Source organism: Pseudomonas sp. MWU347, assembly GCF_017947305.1.
Taxonomy (GTDB): Bacteria; Pseudomonadota; Gammaproteobacteria; order Pseudomonadales; family Pseudomonadaceae; genus Aquipseudomonas; species Aquipseudomonas putida_A.
Genome location: NZ_JAFGZB010000007.1, coordinates 139,478 through 157,491 on the forward strand (window position 1 = coordinate 139,478; position 18,014 = coordinate 157,491).

General features: G+C 59.8%; 17 protein-coding genes. 11 read left to right on the plus strand and 6 right to left on the minus strand.

Annotation, left to right across the window (positions count from 1 at the left end; all coding sequences use genetic code 11):
- Positions 1–13: 13 nt before the first annotated feature.
- The 3 genes from KCG87_RS16570 to norR form a co-directional block, all read right to left on the minus strand.
- Positions 14–472, minus strand: coding sequence for a GNAT family N-acetyltransferase (locus KCG87_RS16570; protein ID WP_210558538.1), 459 nt, complete (start codon positions 470–472; stop codon positions 14–16).
- Positions 473–499: 27 nt separating this feature from the next.
- A complete protein-coding gene (locus KCG87_RS16575) occupies positions 500–1,402 on the minus strand; it encodes a chemotaxis protein (RefSeq protein ID WP_007968390.1) in 903 nt (300 codons plus the stop codon).
- Between the two features lie 307 nt (positions 1,403–1,709).
- The gene (norR, locus tag KCG87_RS16580; protein ID WP_134787293.1) at positions 1,710–3,269 is read right to left on the minus strand and encodes a nitric oxide reductase transcriptional regulator NorR; all 1,560 of its coding nucleotides are present in this window, start codon (positions 3,267–3,269) and stop codon (positions 1,710–1,712) included.
- Between the two features lie 162 nt (positions 3,270–3,431).
- Here norR and hmpA point away from each other — a divergent pair, with 162 nt between their 5' ends.
- From hmpA to KCG87_RS16625, 9 genes are all read left to right on the plus strand, one after another.
- On the plus strand, positions 3,432–4,613 hold the full coding sequence (gene hmpA, locus KCG87_RS16585) for an NO-inducible flavohemoprotein (protein WP_210558537.1): 1,182 nt from the start codon (positions 3,432–3,434) through the stop codon (positions 4,611–4,613).
- A gap of 234 nt (positions 4,614–4,847) precedes the next feature.
- Positions 4,848–5,408 (plus strand): ester cyclase, encoded by a 561-nt coding sequence (locus KCG87_RS16590; protein ID WP_210558536.1) that lies wholly within the window; start codon positions 4,848–4,850, stop codon positions 5,406–5,408.
- Positions 5,409–5,433: 25 nt separating this feature from the next.
- Positions 5,434–5,943: a disulfide bond formation protein B gene (locus KCG87_RS16595; protein ID WP_025109264.1), complete on the plus strand. Its 510-nt coding sequence runs from the start codon at positions 5,434–5,436 to the stop codon at positions 5,941–5,943.
- Between the two features lie 825 nt (positions 5,944–6,768).
- Complete coding sequence (cyoA, locus tag KCG87_RS16600; protein ID WP_027612162.1) at positions 6,769–7,710, plus strand: ubiquinol oxidase subunit II; 942 nt, start codon at positions 6,769–6,771, stop codon at positions 7,708–7,710.
- Positions 7,711–7,713: 3 nt separating this feature from the next.
- The gene (cyoB, locus tag KCG87_RS16605) at positions 7,714–9,741 is read left to right on the plus strand and encodes a cytochrome o ubiquinol oxidase subunit I (RefSeq protein WP_007968380.1); all 2,028 of its coding nucleotides are present in this window, start codon (positions 7,714–7,716) and stop codon (positions 9,739–9,741) included.
- Positions 9,742–9,744: 3 nt separating this feature from the next.
- Positions 9,745–10,368, plus strand: coding sequence for a cytochrome o ubiquinol oxidase subunit III (gene cyoC / locus KCG87_RS16610; RefSeq protein WP_003227982.1), 624 nt, complete (start codon positions 9,745–9,747; stop codon positions 10,366–10,368).
- Positions 10,368–10,703, plus strand: coding sequence for a cytochrome o ubiquinol oxidase subunit IV (gene cyoD, locus KCG87_RS16615; RefSeq protein ID WP_003227981.1), 336 nt, complete (start codon positions 10,368–10,370; stop codon positions 10,701–10,703). The genes cyoC and cyoD overlap by 1 nt, the downstream gene beginning before the upstream one ends.
- A 10-nt stretch (positions 10,704–10,713) precedes the next feature.
- A complete protein-coding gene (gene cyoE / locus KCG87_RS16620; protein ID WP_003227980.1) occupies positions 10,714–11,601 on the plus strand; it encodes a heme o synthase in 888 nt (295 codons plus the stop codon).
- A 311-nt stretch (positions 11,602–11,912) separates the two neighbouring features.
- Positions 11,913–12,404, plus strand: coding sequence for a RidA family protein (locus KCG87_RS16625; RefSeq protein ID WP_027612161.1), 492 nt, complete (start codon positions 11,913–11,915; stop codon positions 12,402–12,404).
- Between the two features lie 67 nt (positions 12,405–12,471).
- Here KCG87_RS16625 and KCG87_RS16630 read toward each other — a convergent pair whose 3' ends face one another.
- From KCG87_RS16630 to KCG87_RS16640, 3 genes are all read right to left on the minus strand, one after another.
- A complete protein-coding gene (locus KCG87_RS16630; RefSeq protein WP_139054206.1) occupies positions 12,472–13,173 on the minus strand; it encodes a hypothetical protein in 702 nt (233 codons plus the stop codon).
- 119 nt (positions 13,174–13,292) lie between these two features.
- Positions 13,293–14,813 (minus strand): HAMP domain-containing sensor histidine kinase, encoded by a 1,521-nt coding sequence (locus tag KCG87_RS16635; protein ID WP_210558535.1) that lies wholly within the window; start codon positions 14,811–14,813, stop codon positions 13,293–13,295.
- On the minus strand, positions 14,810–15,520 hold the full coding sequence (locus KCG87_RS16640; RefSeq protein WP_210558534.1) for a response regulator transcription factor: 711 nt from the start codon (positions 15,518–15,520) through the stop codon (positions 14,810–14,812). Before KCG87_RS16640 ends, KCG87_RS16635 begins: the two co-directional genes overlap by 4 nt.
- 151 nt (positions 15,521–15,671) lie before the next feature.
- On the opposite strand from KCG87_RS16640, the gene msrB reads away from it, so the two are divergent.
- Both msrB and KCG87_RS16650 read left to right on the plus strand, forming a co-directional pair.
- Positions 15,672–16,190, plus strand: a complete 519-nt coding sequence (gene msrB, locus KCG87_RS16645) for a peptide-methionine (R)-S-oxide reductase MsrB (protein ID WP_098965507.1) — start codon at positions 15,672–15,674, stop codon at positions 16,188–16,190.
- 43 nt (positions 16,191–16,233) lie between these two features.
- Positions 16,234–18,009, plus strand: a complete 1,776-nt coding sequence (locus KCG87_RS16650; protein WP_210558533.1) for a cytochrome c biogenesis protein DipZ — start codon at positions 16,234–16,236, stop codon at positions 18,007–18,009.
- The last annotated feature ends 5 nt before the right edge of the window (positions 18,010–18,014 follow it).

Genomic DNA, 18,014 nt, shown 5'->3' on the forward strand with positions numbered 1-18,014 from the left:
CGAAGACGGTCGATCAGTCCGGCACAAGTTCCCGGCGAACCACAATCATCCCGGCACTCTCATACAACCGCTGCGCCCGCAGATTGTCTTCCAGCACCTTCAGATCGACAAATCCTTCGCGCCTTTGCTGAAACACCTTGAATGCATTCAGCAGCAATGCCCGACCCAAACCTCGGCCCTGAGCACGTGGGTGCACCACCAGATTCTTGATGTACGAACTGGTCCAGCATTGCGCCACGCCGATCACGCCTTCGTTATCGCGGGCGATGAAGCACAATTCAGGATCGTATTCGGCATCGCTTTCAAACCGCTGCTGCCACTCCTCCAGTGCCGGCACCCGACCGCTGCCCTCACGGTAGCCGAGTTGCATCAGCTGATGCACCGCCGCCGCCAGTTCCGGACGATAGGTGCTCAGCTCAATGCCTTCCGGCCAGTGGATCGGCGGCACGCCTTGGCGAAGGTCGCGCCGCATCAAAAAGCAGTATGTCTGGCCCAAGACTCAGTGACCGTTGGCGGCGACGTGTTTGGCCGCTTCGATCAGGCGCTGGGTCAGTTCCGGCGAGGAGAACTTGGTCAGCACCGCGTTGGCCCCGGCCAGACGCGCTTTCTCGCTGTTCATCGCGCTGTCGAGCGAGGTGTGCAGCAGCACGTAGAGGTGGGCGAAGTCCGGCGTCTCGCGCAGGGTGCGGGTGAAGGCGTAGCCGTCCATCTCGGACATTTCGATGTCGGAGACGATCAGGTTGATCTGTTGCGCGGTGCCTTGCAGGTCCAGCAGGCAGTCGATGGCTTCCTTGGCACTGCGCGCGGTGTGGCATTGCAGGCCGAGGTTGCGCAGGGTGTGCACCGATTGCTGCAGCGCTACCTGGCTGTCGTCGACCACCAGAATCCGTGCGTTACCAAGGACTTCGGCGTCTTCCATGCTCAGGTCGGTCGGGGCCATTTCGATCTGCGCCGGGGCGATGCTGTGGATGACTTTCTCGATGTCGAGCACTTGTACCAGTGTGCCGTCCACCGAGGTCACGCCGGTGATGTAGGCGCGCGAGCCGCCGGAGCCGAACGGCGGCGGCTTGATGTCGGTGGTCAGGCAATGGACGATTTTGCTCACCGCCTGAACGTGCAGGCCCTGCTTGGAGCGGCTGACGTCGGTGACGATCAGGCAGCCGCCGTTCGGGTCTTCCAGCGGTCGCTCGCCGATGGCGCGGCTGAGGTCGATCACCGACAGCGACGCGCCGCGCAGGGTGGCGATGCCTTTGATGTGCGGATGCGACTCGGGCATTTTGGTCAGCGGCGGGCAGGGGATGATTTCACTGACTTTCAGCAGGTTGATCGCCATCAGCTTGCCGCTGCGCAAGGTAAACAGCAGAAGCGAAAGTGAATCTGCGCGGGCTTTGGTGGAAGACATAAAAACCTTCTGTGGAAAAAGGTGATGGGCGAGGGTGCAAATCGCCAGAAACTATTGATGCCGGGTTATCGGCGTTAACGGGGTGGGCTTTAGGTCGGTTATCGGCTGGCGGCAGATCCAAAGCCCCTCACCCCAGCCCTCTCCCGAAGGGAGAGGGGGCCGAACGAGGTGTCTGGCGCTGTACATCGACCTGAATGACCGAGTCGATTATGGATTCAGTACAGATCTCTCACGTCGGCGGAATTCTTGAATATCCCCCAATCAGTCCCCTCTCCCTCCGGGAGAGGGCCAGGGTGAGGGTGTGCTTTTAGCTCTTCATCCCCAACCGCTTGGCCATCCGCCCAAGATTCGCCCTATCCAGCCCCAGCTCCCGCGCCGCACTCGCCCAGTTATCCTGATTGCGTTCCAGCGCCGCACTGATCAAGCGGCGCTGATACTCCTCAGTGGCGCTGCGCAAGTCGCCATTGATCAACGGTGCCACGGTTAAAATATTGGCAGTAGGCGCGGGCGAGTTATCCACAACCTCACGCGGCAGATCCAGATCCGCCGCGCTCAAACTGAGGATCTTCGGCCGCACCTTGCAATTGCCCAGTGCCTTCAGCGCGCTACGCCCGATCAAGTGTTCCAGTTCGCGCACGTTGCCCGGCCAAGTGTAGGCGAGCAACGCGTCCTGGGCATCGCTACTCAAACGCAGGCTGTTGAGGCCCATGCGCGAGCGGTTCTGTTCCAGAAAGAAGCCGCTGAGCAGCAACACATCGCGGCCGCGATCGCGCAGCGCCGGGACGCGCAGCGGGTACACGCTCAGGCGGTGATAGAAGTCGGCGCGGTAGCGGCCGCTGCGCACTTCTTCGGCCAGATCGCGGTTGGTCGCGGCGATCAGGCGCACATCGACCTGATGTTCCTTGTCCGAGCCGAGCCGCTGCAACTGGCCGCTTTGCAGCACGCGCAGCAACTTGGCCTGTACGGTCAGCGACAGTTCGCCGACTTCATCGAGAAACAGCGTGCCGCCATTGGCCAGTTCGAACTTGCCGCGGCGGTCGCTGGTGGCGCCGGTAAAGGCGCCGCGCACGTGGCCGAACAGTTCGCTCTCGACCAGGGTGTCGGGCAGGGCGGCACAGTTGAGGCTGATGATCGGTTTGTCGGCGCGCGGCGAGGCGGCGTGGATCGCTTGCGCCACCAGTTCCTTGCCGACCCCGGTTTCGCCGGTGATCAGCACAGTCAAGTCGCTGCCACCGACCAGGTTGATTTCCTCCACCAGCCGTTTGTGCGCCTTGCTCTGGCCGATCATTTCACGCTGCTGCTGACCGCTGGCCTGGCGGTAGACCTCGGCGCGATGGTGTTCGTCCTCGGCACGCAGCGCCAGGCGCTCAATGCGTTCGGCGGCGTTGACCGTGGCCGAGGCGAGACTGGCGAACGCTTGCAAGGCGTCGAGTTCGATCGGCTCGAAACGCTCCGGATCGAGCGCATCAAGGGTGATCAGGCCCCAGAGTTTTTCATCGACGAACAGCGGACAGCCGAGACAGTCATGTACCTCAAGGTGATCGCCCAGACCATCGACCAAGCCGTCGTAAGGATCGGGCAAGTCGCTGTCGGCGGCGAACCGCGTTGGCCCGGCGCCGTCCAGCAGGATCTCGAAACGGGGATGTTCGCTGACCTTGAAGCGCCGGCCGAGGGTGTCGGTGCTCAAACCATCCACCGCCAGCGGCACCAGCCATTCGCCGTCCAGGCGCAGCAACGCGGCGGCATCGCACGGCAGCAGGGCGCGCATGGCTTCGAGCAGGCGCCGATAGCGCTCGCCCTCGGGCAGTTCGCGGGACAGGTCGGAGACCAGTGGCAGTAGAGCGGTGAGCAGGGATTTGGCGGTCATGGTCTTGTAGTCAAAGAGACTCGATGTAGTCGCGATGACTATAAAACGCTTTGAGTCTAAATGACTACGTAAAAAATAAACCATTGATTTATAACGATAATTTATCTGGCACGAAAACTGATAAGCCTAAGGTAATTCTCAAAAAGCTCAGGAGTCATTCTTATGCTTAGCGTCCAGGATCGTGCCATCGTCAAATCCACTGTGCCTCTGTTGGAAAGCGGCGGAGAAGCGCTGATCACCCACTTCTACCGCATGATGCTCTCCGAATACCCTGAGGTACGCCCACTGTTCAACCAGGCGCATCAGGCCAGTGGCGATCAGCCGCGCGCGTTGGCCAATGGTGTGTTGATGTACGCCCGGCACATCGATCAGCTCGACCAGTTGGGCGATCTGGTGGCGAAGATCATCAACAAGCACGTCGCCCTGCAAATCCTCCCGGAACACTACCCGATTGTCGGCACCTGCCTGCTGCGGGCCATTTCCGAAGTGCTCGGCGAGGAGATCGCCACTCCGCAAGTGATGAGCGCGTGGGGCGCGGCGTACGGGCAATTGGCCGAGATTCTGATCGGCGCTGAAGCCGCGATCTACGACCAGAAAGAACAAGCGGTCGGCGGCTGGCGCGGCGCGCGGGAGTTCATCGTGGTGGACAAGGTCGAGGAGAGCGCGGAAATCATTTCGTTCTACTTCGAGCCGGCGGACAAAGGCCCAATCCTGGCCGCAGAGCCGGGTCAGTACATCGGCATGAAGCTGATCCTCGACGGCGAAGAAGTCCGTCGCAACTACTCACTGTCGGCGCTGGCCAATAAAGGTCAGTACCGCATCAGCGTCAAACGCGAACCGGGTGGTCGTGCGTCCAACCACTTGCATGATCAATTGCACGTCGGCGCGAGCATCCAGCTGTTCCCGCCATCGGGCGAGTTCACCCTGACTGCCAGCGACAAGCCGTTGGTGCTGATCAGTGGCGGGGTCGGCATCACGCCAACTTTGGCGATGCTCGAAGCAGCGCTGCAAACCGAGCGCCCGGTGCACTTTATCCACTGCGCGCGCAACGGCAGCGTGCATGCGTTCCGCGACTGGATCGATGGGCTGGCGGCGCGTCATCCGCAGCTCAAGCGCTTCTATTGCTACGCCGAAGACGACGGCGTGAGCCCGGCGGCGGACAAGGTCGGGATCCTCAGCCAAGAGCAATTGGGTGAGTGGCTGCCGGCGCAACGCGATGTCGACGCTTACTTCTTGGGGCCGAAGGGCTTCATGGGCGCGATCAAGCGGCATCTGAAAGCGTTGGGCGTGCCGGAGCAGCAGAGCCGGTATGAGTTCTTCGGGCCGGCGGCGGCTTTGGAATAATCCAGAACCGGGTTGCCTTCATTCGCGAGCAAGCCCGCTCCCACAGGATTTGTGGCGTGCACAGAATGTGTGAACGACGCTGAACCTGTGGGAGCGGGCTTGCTCGCGAAGGCCGTTACGCGGTCTCGATTCTTAAATTCTGTTTAAAGGTTAATCGTTTCTTAACCGGTTTATCGTTTATTCCCCGATGCTGATGATAGGCGCTCGTTCGTTTAACTGATCAGGATCGCCCCCATGTCGCACATCATCTTCTCCTCTCGTCTGAACCTGGCAATGCTTGGCCTGTCGGCTGCTTTGCTGGCCAGTCCGTTTGCTGCGGCCGAATCGGCATTGATCGCGCCACAGACCCTGGTCGTCGATCAGAGCCTGCCCAAGGCTCAGCGCGATGCAATGGAGTTGGCGGCACGGCGTTACGGCAGTTTCTGGAACAGTGGGGAAGAGGCCCTGGCCACGGCAGCCTTGTCGCCGCAGTTTGTCGACAAGACCCCGCCCGAAGGTCGGGTGCAGGGGCCGACCGGGCCGTTGCTGGCATCGAAGTTCTTTCGCACGGCGGTGCCGGACCTGAGCTGCGAGATCGAGCAAATGATCATTGCCGGTGACCGCGTGGTGGTGCATCTGCACTTTCGCGGACACTTCAGTGGGACGTTCAAGGCTCTCAAAGGGCAGGGCCAGCGTGTAGACTTCCGGGCAACCGATATCTATCAGATCGACAACGGTCGCATCGCGGCCAATTGGCATATCGAAGACAACATCAGTCTGATGGCGCAACTGCAAGCGCAGCCGCCAGCCAGCTGAACCATGGACATACAAGGGAAACGCGATGAGCGAGGAAACGATTCGACTGGGACGTGAGCGGCGCTTTCTGGTGCTGCTGGGCATCATCTGTCTGGCACTGATCGGCGGCGCGCTGTACATGCAGATCGTGCTGGGCGAGGCACCATGCCCGCTGTGCATCCTGCAGCGTTATGCGTTGCTGCTGATTGCGCTGTTCGCGTTTATCGGCGCGGCCATGCGCACCCGCCGCAGCATCACGGTGTTCGAAGTGCTGGTGGTGATCTGCGCGATCGCCGGCGCCGGTGTTGCCGGGCATCACGTGTACACCCAGTTCTATCCGGCGGTGAGCTGCGGCATCGATGTGTTGCAGCCGATTGTCGACGACCTGCCGCTGGCGAAGATCTTCCCGCTGGGCTTCCAGGTCGATGGTTTCTGCTCGACGCCGTACCCGCCGATCCTCGGTCTGTCGCTGGCGCAATGGGCGCTGGTGGCGTTCGTGCTGGTGGTGATTCTGGTGCCGCTGCTGACCTCGCGTAACCGAAAAGCACTGCGCTGAATCAACTCTTCGGCAGATTGGCCGATACAGAAAACGCCCCGATTTGCGTATCAGCCGATCGGGGCGTTTTGCATTTCAGAGTGTTTGTGAAATCACCGTGACGAACGGCAATGGAGAGTGCGGCAGGTGTGCGACATGTTGTCACACGCGCCATGTCGCAGGGCCTTTCGGCGACCCGGATTGGCGTAATGTTACAAAAAAGGATTGGTCTGTTTCGGCATTTTTCTGGTTTTGCACGCAGGTGCCAGATCAGGCAGTTTTAACAGGCTCTGGCAGATGGCCAGAGGCCTTTGAATATCGGGCTTTGCGCCGATTCGCTGCCGGGAAAATCCCTTCGGAGCTGTCTGAACTGAGGTGTATAGGCCTACATTTTTTGGTGTTTTTGTTGAGAATCGATTTCGATAACATGCGGAACTTTTGCAAAAACGGTGATGGATTGTTGCTCTGAGCGATAAAAATTATTTCGGGATAAGACATGGTGTATAGGGCGCTACCTATCTACAATCGCCCGCACTGAATTCCCGGCACTGTTCAGCCTTTATTAAGGAACTGGACAGGAAGTCGGGTGTCGAGCGGGCCGAAAGGCTTTTGCGACACCCAGGTGTCGGTGCCTTCCAACTTTCCGCACCAAATGGAATTGGTCTGTAACAAGGCCTTTGACCACGAATTCGAATAAGAACTGACCGCTGTCCATGGTTTTGTCGAGCGTCTGACGCGCGACGGGCGGCCCTTATTCAATCCAAAGAAAATGCCAACCCTTGGCAGGGTGAAGTGTTGGCGATCAAAACCCAACTGCATTGCGCAAGCTGCTTTAGAGGTCGTGAGATGAGTAAAAACAGGTACCCCAGATTACTAGGCCTAGTGCCGCTGCTCGGCACGTTGTTGCTGGGAGGCTGCAACATGACCCTGCTCAATCCAACGGGCCAGGTCGGCCTGGAACAGCGCAACCTGATCATCACCGCCACGCTGCTGATGCTGTTGGTCGTTGTGCCGGTTATCGTCATGACCTTCCTGTTCGCCTGGAAGTACCGCGCGTCCAACAAGGATGCCGTCTACACCCCGAAATGGTCGCACTCGACCAAAATCGAAGTGGCGGTCTGGACCATCCCGGTTCTGATCATCATCGCCCTGGGTTACATCACCTACATTTCGACCCACAAACTGGACCCGTACCGTCCGATTGAATCCGACGTCAAGCCGGTGACCATCGAAGTCGTTGCGCTGGACTGGAAGTGGCTGTTCATCTACCCGGAACAAGGCATTGCCACGGTCAACAAGATCGTGTTCCCGGCGCATACTCCGGTCAACTTCCGGATCACCTCCGACGCCGTGATGAACTCGTTCTTCATCCCGGGCCTGGGCGGCCAGATCTACGCGATGGCGGGCATGACCACCAAGCTGCACCTGATCGCTGACCGCAACGCTGAAATGGACGGTATCTCCGCCAACTACAGCGGCGCTGGTTTCACCGGTATGAAATTCAAAGCGATCGCAACTTCTCAGGAAGATTTCGACGCCTGGGTAAGTGAAGTCAAAAAGGCACCTAAACAGCTTGAACAAGCTGAATACGCAGCCCTTGCCAAGCCAAGCCAGAACAATCCAGTCGAGCTCTACTCCTCGGTCACGCCGAACCTGTTCCAGACCATCGTCGACAAGTACGAAGGCATGAAACCGGGCAAGCCGCTGAAGCACGAGAAGAAAGAGAAAGAAGTGGCGGCAACGGACATGGACTCGAATTCGCATTCAGCTGCCGGGGCAGAGGAGTAAACGATGTTTGGTAAATTAAGTTGGGAAGCGATCCCTTTCCACGAGCCGATCGTGATGGTCACCATCTCGATGATCGCGCTCGGTGGTCTGGCGTTGTTCGCTGCAATCACCTACTTCAAGAAGTGGACCTACTTGTGGACCGAGTGGCTGACGTCGGTCGACCACAAGAAAATCGGTGTGATGTACATCATCGTTGCCATGGTCATGCTGCTGCGTGGCTTTGCCGACGCCATCATGATGCGTACCCAGCTGGCCATGGCCACCGAGGGTTCGCCTGGCTACCTGCCGCCTGAACACTATGACCAGATCTTCACCGCTCACGGTGTGATCATGATCATCTTCATGGCGATGCCATTCTTCACCGGCCTGATGAACCTTGCAGTGCCGCTGCAGATCGGCGCGCGTGACGTTGCCTTCCCGTTCCTGAACTCCCTGAGCTTCTGGCTGCTGGTGTCCGGCGTTGTGCTGATCAACCTGTCGCTGGGTGTCGGCGAATTCGCCAAGACCGGCTGGGTTGCCTATCCGCCGCTGTCGGGTCTGCAGTACAGCCCTGGCGTGGGTATGGACTACTACATCTGGGCGCTACAGCTATCCGGGTTAGGTACGACGCTGACGGGGGTCAACTTCCTCGCCACCGTGCTGAAAATGCGTACCCCTGGCATGAAACTGATGGACATGCCGATCTTCACCTGGACCTGCACCTGGGCTAACGTCCTGATCGTGGCTTCGTTCCCGATCCTGACCGCTACCCTGGCACTGCTGACCCTCGACCGTTACATGGATTTCCACATTTTCACCAATGAACTTGGTGGCAATCCAATGATGTACGTCAACCTGTTCTGGGCCTGGGGCCACCCTGAGGTTTACATCCTGATCCTGCCGGCATTCGGCATCTTCTCGGAAGTGATCTCGGCGTTCACCGGCAAGAAACTGTTCGGCCACCACTCGATGATCTACGCTTCGGGCGCGATCTCGGTACTGGGCTTCATGGTTTGGCTGCACCACTTCTTCACCATGGGTTCGGGTGCCAGCGTCAACGCCTTCTTCGGTCTGGCGACGATGCTGATTTCCATCCCGACGGGTGTGAAACTGTTCAACTGGCTGTTCACCATCTACCAGGGCCGTCTGCGCTTCACCAGCCAGGTTCTGTGGACTCTGGGCTTCATGGTGACCTTCGCCATCGGCGGCATGACCGGCGTACTGCTGGCCATCCCGGGTGCTGACTTCGTTCTGCACAACAGCCTGTTCGTGATCGCGCACTTCCACAACGTGATCATCGGCGGCGCGGTATTCGGCTACATCGCAGGTTTCGGCTTCTACTTCCCGAAAGCGTTCGGCTTCAAGCTGCACGAAGGCTGGGGTAAAGCAGCGTTCTGGTTCTGGATCTCGGGCTTCTTCGTCGCGTTCATGCCGCTCTATGCACTGGGCTTCATGGGCATGACCCGTCGTCTGAACGCCACCACCAACCCTGAGTGGGTACCGTACCTGTACGTTGCCATGTTCGGTGCGGTGATGATCGCTGTCGGTATCGCCTGCCAACTGATCCAGCTGTACGTCAGTGTGCGTGACCGCAACAAGCCAGAGAACATGTGCGAACACGGTGACCCGTGGAATGCCCACACTCTGGAATGGTCGACCTCGTCGCCACCTCCGTTCTACAACTTCGCTGTGCTGCCTAAGGCTGACTGCATCGACCCGTTCACCGAAGCCAAGGAAAACGGTACTGCGTACCAGGCTCCGGCCAAGTACGAGCCGATCCACATGCCGAACAACACCGCCACTGGCGTGGTGATGGGCGCACTGCTGACCGTCTTCGGTTTCGCGATGATCTGGCACATCTGGTGGTTGGCGATCGCCAGCCTGGCCGGCACTGTCATCTACTTCGTGATCCACGCCGCACGTGACGACCAGGGCTACATGGTTCCGGTTGAAACGATCGAGCGCATCGAAGCCGAGCAGCACAAGCGTCTGGTCGCGGCAGGGAAAATCCCGGCCAATGCCACCCGTGTAACCTCGTTGGAACAGGCTTAAACCATGTCGAACTTAGTGACCAATGTTGGACACGCCCATGGTGACCATGGGCACGATGACCATCACCACGACTCGGGCGAGATGACCGTATACGGTTTCTGGCTCTACCTGATGACCGACTGCATTCTGTTTGCGTCGATCTTCGCGGTGTACGCAGTACTGGTAAACAACGTCGCCGGTGGCCCGTCGGGCCACGACATTTTCGAACTGCCATACGTGCTGGGCGAAACCGCTCTGCTGTTGTTCAGTTCGATCACCTACGGCTTCGCCATGCTGGCGTTGTACAAAGGCAAGAAGCAGCAGGTTCTGGGCTGGTTGTTCATGACCTTCCTGCTCGGCGCAGGCTTCATCGCCATGGAGATCAACGAGTTCCACCTGCTGATCTCCGAGGGCTTCGGTCCTAGCCGTTCGGGCTTCCTGTCGGCGTTCTTCACCCTGGTCGGTACCCACGGTCTGCACGTGTCCGCGGGTCTGATCTGGATGGGCATCATGATGTACCAGGTCAACAAGCACGGCCTGACGGCGACCAACAAGACCCGTCTGAGCTGCCTGAGCCTGTTCTGGCACTTCCTGGACGTGGTGTGGATCTGCGTATTCACCGTTGTTTACCTGATGGGGACTCTGTAATGGCTAATGCACACTCCCATGACAGCCATGATGCTGGCCACGGCAGCGTAAAGTCGTACGCCATCGGCTTCATCCTGTCGGTGATCCTGACTGCCATCCCGTTCGGCCTGGTGATGTTCCCGACCTTGCCGAAGTCGACCACGCTGGCAATCGTCCTGCTGTTCGCGGTAATCCAGGTGATCGTTCACCTGTATTACTTCCTGCACCTGGACCGTTCGATTGCACAACGTAACAACGTGATCGCGTTTGTCTTTACGGCCATCGTGATCCTGCTGCTGGTTGGCCTGTCGCTGTGGATCATGTTCAGCATCCACACGTACATGATGGCGAAGTGAGGTAGACCCGATGTCGCTCAAGCACTTTATCCAAATCACCAAACCGGGGATCATTTTCGGTAACGTGCTTTCTGTGGCAGGCGGGTTCTTCCTGGCCTCGAAAGGGCATGTAGATCTGGCGGTGTTCCTGGCCGCCATGATCGGCACATCCCTGGTTGTGGCCTCCGGTTGCGTGTTCAACAACTGCATCGACCGCGACATCGACCTGAAGATGGAACGCACCAAGAACCGGGTGCTGGTGCAGGGCTTGATCTCCCTGAAACTGGCCCTGGTCTACGCGACCATCCTGGGTGTTCTCGGCGTTGCCTTGTTGTACAAGGTGGCCAACCCGTTGGCCGCCCTGTTCGCGGTAATCGGCTTCATCATCTACGTCGGCTTCTACAGCCTGTACCTCAAGCGCAAGTCGGTGCACGGCACGCTGGTGGGCAGTCTGTCGGGCGCCATGCCGCCAGTGATCGGTTACGTTGCCGTAACCAACAGCTTCGACATGGCCGCACTGACCCTGCTGGTGATGTTCAGCCTGTGGCAGATGCCGCATTCCTACGCCATCGCGATCTTCCGTTTCAACGACTACCTGGCCGCATCGATTCCGGTGCTGCCCGTCAAGCGCGGAATCGAAGTGGCCAAGAAGCACATCCTGCTCTACATCCTGGCGTTCCTCGTGGCGACCTTGATGCTGACCTTCAGCGGTTACGCCGGCATGAGCTACCTCGCGGTCGCCGCGGCCATGGGCATGTACTGGTTGTACATGGCCTGGACCGGCTACAAGGCGGTGGATGACACGGTCTGGGCACGCAAGCTGTTCGTGTTCTCGATCTTCACCATCACCGCCCTGAGCGTCATGATGTCCCTGGACTTCAAGGTGCCCGCCGAGCTGCTGCTGACGTACGCGCCGTAAGGCTGGATGGCTTTACGAAAAACCTCGCACATTGAGAGATGTGCGGGGTTTTTTGTTGGGTAAATTATGCTGAATCGAGGTGACACCATCGCGAGCAGGCTCGCTCCCACAGGGGATTTGTGAACGACGCCAATCAAATGTGGGAGCGAGCCTGCTCGCGATGGCGTGCACCGCCGATTTCGAAGGTTGCGCAGTACTGGCAAAACACCTAGATTTGGATCCAGTCTTCAATGATAGCGCCATGCCACTTCCTCGGCGCTCAACTGTTCCACTCCGCGATTCTTCATGCACTGACCAAAAGGCTGGGCGAAATGACTGAGAGGATGACCTGCGACGAACGTTTCATTGCCCTGGCACACGAGCTGAACTACGACATCTACGGCGAGAACACCGCCGGCGGCAATTACGCGCCGCTGATCCGGCACCGCGATGAGTTGTACATCAGCGGCATGGTGCCGCGGGTCAATGGCAGGATTCTGTATCCCGGTCGCGTCGGGTTGGAGTTGACGCTCAAGGATGCCCAGGCTGCCGCGAGCATCAGTGCCATGCGCTGCCTGGCGCTGATTGTCGATGCGGTGGGTTCGCTGGACAAGATTCGGGCGTTGTTGCGGGTCACGGTGTATGTGAAGTCGACCCCGGACTTCGTAGACCTGAGCGAAGTGGCCAACGGTGCATCGGATGTGTTCAGCCATGTGCTCGGCGACGCCGGTCGGCACACTCGCACTACGGTCGGTGTCTATCAGTTGCCAAAGAACGCCGCGGTTGAAGTCGACATGATCGCGGCGGTGCAGCCGGAAGTCTGACCGTTACGCCGCCCAACAAAAAGCCCCGCCTGAATCTCAGAGCGGGGCTTTTTTGTCGGTGCCGGGATTACTGCGCGGCGATGCTGTAACCATCGAACGCGGTTTGCTGTTGCAGGGCGGTGATGATGTTCTTGCGGTTGATCGCGTGTTCGGTGCCGGCGTTGTCGATGAAGGTCTCGCCCTCCAACTCGGCTTCTTCGCCTTCACCGATGAAGGTGAAACCGAGGAACTCCAGCGCTTCACGGTCAACGTTCAGACGCGAACGCGGCGTGCGCAGCGGCAGGGTCACGCTGCTGCCGTCCTTGCTGATGGTGAAGATTTCCAGTTCTTTCTTCTTGGCAGCCTTGCTCTTGCCGCCGCTCGGGTTGCTGATCGCCTGGTGGGTCTGGTTCAGCACTTTGAGTGCGAGGCCGTAAACGATTTCCTGGAACGCCGGATCGTCCTTGAAGCAGGACAGGATGCGGCCGATTGAAAACTTGCTGCTCAGGTCTTCGAGGGCGGCGATGTCGGCGGCCTCGGCGTCTTTCAGCGCCTTGAGCTGGCCCATCAGCTCGTAGGCCTTGTCGTCATCGAAGCTGTCGTGCGCCTGACGGATCGCGGCGCGCAGCTCGCGGATCTGGTCACTTTCGCGGGTCGACTGGAAAGCATCCAGCACCATCTCGCTGATGATTTTGGCTTGTGGAAGGTGTTGTGAAAGATTGATGGAGTTTTCGTATTCCGCTTTGGACGATTCGGTGACTACGGATTCAGCGGTGTTGAAATCGGACATTGAAATTTCACTACTTTTTTAACTTGAGTGGAAACGAGAAAGCGCGAGGTCTTTTTCAGGCCGGTTAATTTAGGGGAGCGGGGCGGCGTTGTCACGGAACAACAGTCCGGTGGTGCGGATTATTTGTCCGGCGTGTTCAGGTTCATCGAGCGCACCATCCACTGTTCAGCGGTTTGCTGATCGGTCGGCAGCGTGAAGCGGAAAGTCGCGCCGCGCCCGGCGACATCGATCAACTGAATCTCACGCCCGTGCAGTTGCAGGATGCGGTGGACGATCCGCAGGCCCAGTCCACCGTCACGCCGCGCGCCGCCAATATTGAACGGACGCAGGAACAGACCTTCGCGCAGATCCGGAGCGATGCCGGGGCCGGAGTCGCTGACCGTGACTTCGACCAAGGCGCCCTGGGGTTTCAAGTCGAGCTCGATTTCACCGCCCGCAGGCGTGTGGCGCAAAGCGTTATCCACCAGGTTGGTCAGCACCCGTTCGATCAACCCGAGGTCGGCGCACACCGTCGGCAGGTTCGGACCGAAGCTGGCCTTGAGTTCGACGTGGCGTGCTTCGGCGGCCAGTTCGAATTTCTGGAAGATGTCCTGCAGCAGATCGATCAGCGAGAAGCGTTCCAGTACCGGTTGCACGAAACCGTGCTCCAGACGCACCAGCTCCAGCAGCGATTGCGCCAACCCGCCGACCTTGCGGCTTTGATCCAGCGCGATGCCCAGATAACGCCGGCGTTCATCGGCGGTGAGTGTGGCGTCTTTGAGTGACAGGGTTTCCAGATAGCCGTGCAGCGAGGCCAGCGGTGTGCGCAGGTCGTGGGAGATATTCGCCACCAGTTCACGGCGCTCCTGATCCTGGCGGGTCAACGAGCGCCACTGCTCACCGAGGCGTTTTTGCATTTGGCGGAAGGCGCCATCAAGCACGGCGATCTCATCCGGGTCAGCGCTTTTATCCACAGCTGCTGACGGAGCGGGCAGAGGTTGCGGCGTGCCATCAATGTCGAAGCGGCTGACGGTTTCGGTCAATCGGCGCAGTGGCCGGGTGATCAGGTTGAACGCCGTGAGACCGGCGATCAGGCATAGCAATGCGACCAGTCCGATCGACAGCAATGCAGTGTTGAGCGCGGCACTGGTCGCGCCACGTTCGGCGAAACGATCGTGTTCTTCACTGAGCAACACCACGTACAGATAACCGGCGGGCTTGCCGTTGACCCGTAACGGCGCGGCACTGAAGACCTTGCGCCCGTCGGCACTGCGCGGGTCATCGCCGAGAATAGGCAACGGCTGGTCATCGAGCAGCCGGCGGATCGGCGCCAGATCAACCGTCTCCCGGCGCAGATGTCCTTCCGGCGCCGCATTGCCGACAATCCGCCCCTCGGGGTCGAGCAGGTACACCTCGACACTCGGGTTGACCAGCATCAGCTTGCTGAACAGTTCGCGCACGGCGCCGGGCATCAGGCCATGGCTGTCCATCAGCACCGTGTCATGGGCGATGTGCTGCGCCAGATCCCGCGACAGGCCTTGCACCACTTCCAGTTCATGCATCTTGCTGGAGCGCACCTGCAGCCATGCCGAGGTGCCGCAGCACACCAGCAGCAAAACGGCGAACACCAGCGACAGGCGCTGCGACAGGGTCAGTTTCATGGTTGTTCCGTACTGAATTTATAGCCTCGGCCCCACACGGTGAGGATGCGGGTCGGTTGCGCCGGATCGCTTTCGATTTTCGCCCGCAAGCGATTGATGTGGGTGTTGACCGTGTGCTCGTAGCCTTCGTGGCTGTAACCCCATACCGCGTTGAGCAGGTCCATGCGTGAGAACACCTTGCCCGGCTGTCGGGCGAAGAAATACAGCAAGTCGAACTCTCGCGGAGTGAGGTCCAGCCGCGCACCGTTGAGGGCGACGTCGCGGGTGATCGGGTCGATGCTCAAACCATCGAGACTGAGGCTGCCGGCGTCCATTTTCAGGTTGCGCGCCATGGCGTCGACCCGGCGCAGCAAGGCTTTGACCCGAGCCACCAGTTCCAGCATTGAAAACGGTTTGGCGAGGTAATCGTCGGCACCCAGCTCCAGACCCAGAATGCGGTGCAATTCGCTGGAGCGGGCGCTGGTGATGATGATCGGCGTGTAGCGCGCCATCGCCCGGGCGCGGCGGCAGATTTCCAGGCCGTCGACCCCCGGCAACATCAGGTCGAGGATCAGTGCATCCCATTGCCCTTGCTGCAACAGGCGCATGCCTTCATCGCCGTCGGCACTGTGCACGACGTCGTAATGCTCATCGCGCAGGTGCAGGCAAATCAAGTCGGCGATGTGCTGGTCATCCTCGACCACGAGGATGCGTCTGGTCGGTTCCATCAAGCTCAATCCTTCGGCGCAGTGAGCGCATTGTGCGGGTTTTCCTCGGGGCGAGTTATCACGAATTCGTTAACTTCCCGTGAGGATTTAGCGATCAACCCAAGCCTAGGCTGTGTTCCATGACAGGCACCTGGAATTTTTGGAGACGGCCATGTTTTCACGGCGACAGATTCTCGTAGCGAGCGGCGGGCTGGGGGTTGCAGCCCTGGTGGCGGGTGTATTGCCAAAATTTTCCTCGAGCACCGGACTGATCGAGCAAGCCCATGCCGATGAGGTTTTCGAGGTGAGCCACAGCGACAGTGAATGGCACTCGCTGCTCTCGGACGAGCAGTACGCCATCCTGCGCGAAGAAGGCACCGAACGGGCCTATACCAGCCCGCTCAATGACGAGCATCGCAACGGCACATTCGCCTGCGCGGGTTGTGATCTGGCGCTGTTTTCATCGGCGACCAAGTTCGACAGCCGCACGGGCTGGCCGAGTTTCTGGGCACCGTTGGAACATGCGGTGGCCACGCGTCAGGACCGATCGTTCGGCATGTCACGCAATGAAGTGCACTGCCGACGCTGCGGAGGGCACTTGGGACATGTGTTCGACGACGGCCCGAAACCCACCGGCCTGCGCTATTGCATGAATGGCCTGGCGATGACGTTCAAACCCGTGGCGGCATGAGCCATGGCCATTTTTCGATGTTCACTTTCTACAGGACGACACCATGTGGCTCTTGGTTCTCGCTTATCTGGGCGGTGTGCTGACGATCGTCAGTCCGTGCATCCTGCCTGTTCTGCCTTTTGTCTTCGCTCGCACCGGGCAGCCGTTTATCAAGAGTGGCTTGCCGCTCTTGGCCGGGATGGCGCTGACTTTCGCCCTCGTCGCCACACTGGCGGCGGTGGGCGGCGGTTGGGTGGTGCAAGTCAATCAGTACGGGCGCTGGCTCGCGTTGCTGTTCGTTGCACTGTTCGGGCTGACGCTGCTGCTGCCGCGCCTCGCCGAGCGCCTGACGCGACCGCTGGTGTCGGCCGGCAGTCGGCTGTCCGAAGCCGCGGGCCAGGACAATCGTCCGCGTCCCGGCGCCTCGTTTCTGATTGGCGTCGCCACGGGTCTGCTCTGGGCACCGTGCGCCGGGCCCATCCTCGGTTTGATTCTGACCGGAGCCGCGCTGCAAGGGGCAAGCATCGCCACCACGCTGTTGTTGCTCGCCTACGCGGCGGGCGCCGCGACTTCACTGGCGGCGGCGCTGCTGCTGGGCGGTAAGGTCTTTGCGTTGATGAAGCGCTCGATCGGTACGGGGGAGTGGATCCGGCGTGGGTTGGGAGCGGCGATGCTCGCGGGTGTCGCAGCGATTGCGCTGGGCCTCGACACCGGGTTGCTGGCGCGGTTGTCGACCGCGTCCACGGGCGGGATTGAACAGGCACTGGTGGGCAAGCTGACCAGCAAATCGCCGACGGGCAACGGAACCATGATGGCGCAGATTCCTGCTGCCGGCGGGGCGATGAAAGTTGCCGACAAGGCACCGGGAACACTACCGGTCGAAGGCCAGTTGCCGCCGCTCAATGGCGCCGTGCAATGGCTCAATTCGCCACCGTTGGACGCCCAGGCATTGAAGGGCAAAGTGGTGCTGGTGGATTTCTGGACCTACTCCTGCATCAACTGCCTGCGCACCTTGCCATACGTCAAAGCCTGGGCGGAAAAGTACCGCGATCAAGGCCTGGTAGTGATTGGCGTGCACGCCCCGGAATTCGCTTTCGAGCGCGACGTGGGCAATGTCACTAAAGCCATGAAGGAGCTGGGTATCAACTATCCGGTCGCCATCGATAACGACTACAAAATCTGGCGTGCTTTCAACAACGAATACTGGCCGGCGCATTATTTTGCCGATGCTCAAGGACGGATTCGTTACCACCATTTTGGCGAAGGGGATTACGCCGAATCGGAACGGGTCATACAGCAGTTGCTGCGTGAGGCCGGGGCGAAAACCGTCGCCGACGGCTTGATCAACGCCGATGCCCAAGGCGTGCAACAGGCGCCGGACATGAATCAGGTGCTGTCACCGGAAACCTACGTCGGTTACCAGCGTGCGGAACATTTCGTACCGGAAACCGGGCTGGTGCCTGACAAGGTCGCGACCTATAACCCACCCGCCAACCTGACCCTGAATGACTGGAGCCTTGGCGGCCAGTGGGCCGTCGGTGCCGAGCGCGCCACCGCCAGCGCGCCGGCCAGTCGCATCGTCTACCGCTTCCACGCCCGCGATCTGCATCTGGTGCTGGGCCCGGGCGCGGATGGCAAACCGGTGCGTTTCAAAGTGTCGATCGACGGTAAGGCGCCGGGTGAGGCGCACGGTGTCGATGTCGCCGCGGATGGCAGCGGTAGCGTGACTGAGCAGCGCCTGTACCAATTGGTGCGGCAAACCGATGCAGTGAAGGATCGCACCTTCAGCATCGAATTTCTTGACCCGGGCGTATCGGCTTACGCCTTCACCTTCGGCTGATCGGG

What these genes read in the sequence shown, in the direction of transcription:
- KCG87_RS16570 (WP_210558538.1), bottom strand. Translation starts at nt 472, where the DNA reads ATGCGGCGCGACCTTCGCCAAGGCGTGCCGCCGATCCACTGGCCGGAA.
- KCG87_RS16575 (WP_007968390.1), bottom strand. Translation starts at nt 1,402, where the DNA reads ATGTCTTCCACCAAAGCCCGCGCAGATTCACTTTCGCTTCTGCTGTTT.
- norR (WP_134787293.1), bottom strand. Translation starts at nt 3,269, where the DNA reads ATGACCGCCAAATCCCTGCTCACCGCTCTACTGCCACTGGTCTCCGAC.
- hmpA (WP_210558537.1), top strand. Translation starts at nt 3,432, where the DNA reads ATGCTTAGCGTCCAGGATCGTGCCATCGTCAAATCCACTGTGCCTCTG.
- KCG87_RS16590 (WP_210558536.1), top strand. Translation starts at nt 4,848, where the DNA reads ATGTCGCACATCATCTTCTCCTCTCGTCTGAACCTGGCAATGCTTGGC.
- KCG87_RS16595 (WP_025109264.1), top strand. Translation starts at nt 5,434, where the DNA reads ATGAGCGAGGAAACGATTCGACTGGGACGTGAGCGGCGCTTTCTGGTG.
- cyoA (WP_027612162.1), top strand. Translation starts at nt 6,769, where the DNA reads ATGAGTAAAAACAGGTACCCCAGATTACTAGGCCTAGTGCCGCTGCTC.
- cyoB (WP_007968380.1), top strand. Translation starts at nt 7,714, where the DNA reads ATGTTTGGTAAATTAAGTTGGGAAGCGATCCCTTTCCACGAGCCGATC.
- cyoC (WP_003227982.1), top strand. Translation starts at nt 9,745, where the DNA reads ATGTCGAACTTAGTGACCAATGTTGGACACGCCCATGGTGACCATGGG.
- cyoD (WP_003227981.1), top strand. Translation starts at nt 10,368, where the DNA reads ATGGCTAATGCACACTCCCATGACAGCCATGATGCTGGCCACGGCAGC.
- cyoE (WP_003227980.1), top strand. Translation starts at nt 10,714, where the DNA reads ATGTCGCTCAAGCACTTTATCCAAATCACCAAACCGGGGATCATTTTC.
- KCG87_RS16625 (WP_027612161.1), top strand. Translation starts at nt 11,913, where the DNA reads ATGACTGAGAGGATGACCTGCGACGAACGTTTCATTGCCCTGGCACAC.
- KCG87_RS16630 (WP_139054206.1), bottom strand. Translation starts at nt 13,173, where the DNA reads ATGTCCGATTTCAACACCGCTGAATCCGTAGTCACCGAATCGTCCAAA.
- KCG87_RS16635 (WP_210558535.1), bottom strand. Translation starts at nt 14,813, where the DNA reads ATGAAACTGACCCTGTCGCAGCGCCTGTCGCTGGTGTTCGCCGTTTTG.
- KCG87_RS16640 (WP_210558534.1), bottom strand. Translation starts at nt 15,520, where the DNA reads ATGGAACCGACCAGACGCATCCTCGTGGTCGAGGATGACCAGCACATC.
- msrB (WP_098965507.1), top strand. Translation starts at nt 15,672, where the DNA reads ATGTTTTCACGGCGACAGATTCTCGTAGCGAGCGGCGGGCTGGGGGTT.
- KCG87_RS16650 (WP_210558533.1), top strand. Translation starts at nt 16,234, where the DNA reads ATGTGGCTCTTGGTTCTCGCTTATCTGGGCGGTGTGCTGACGATCGTC.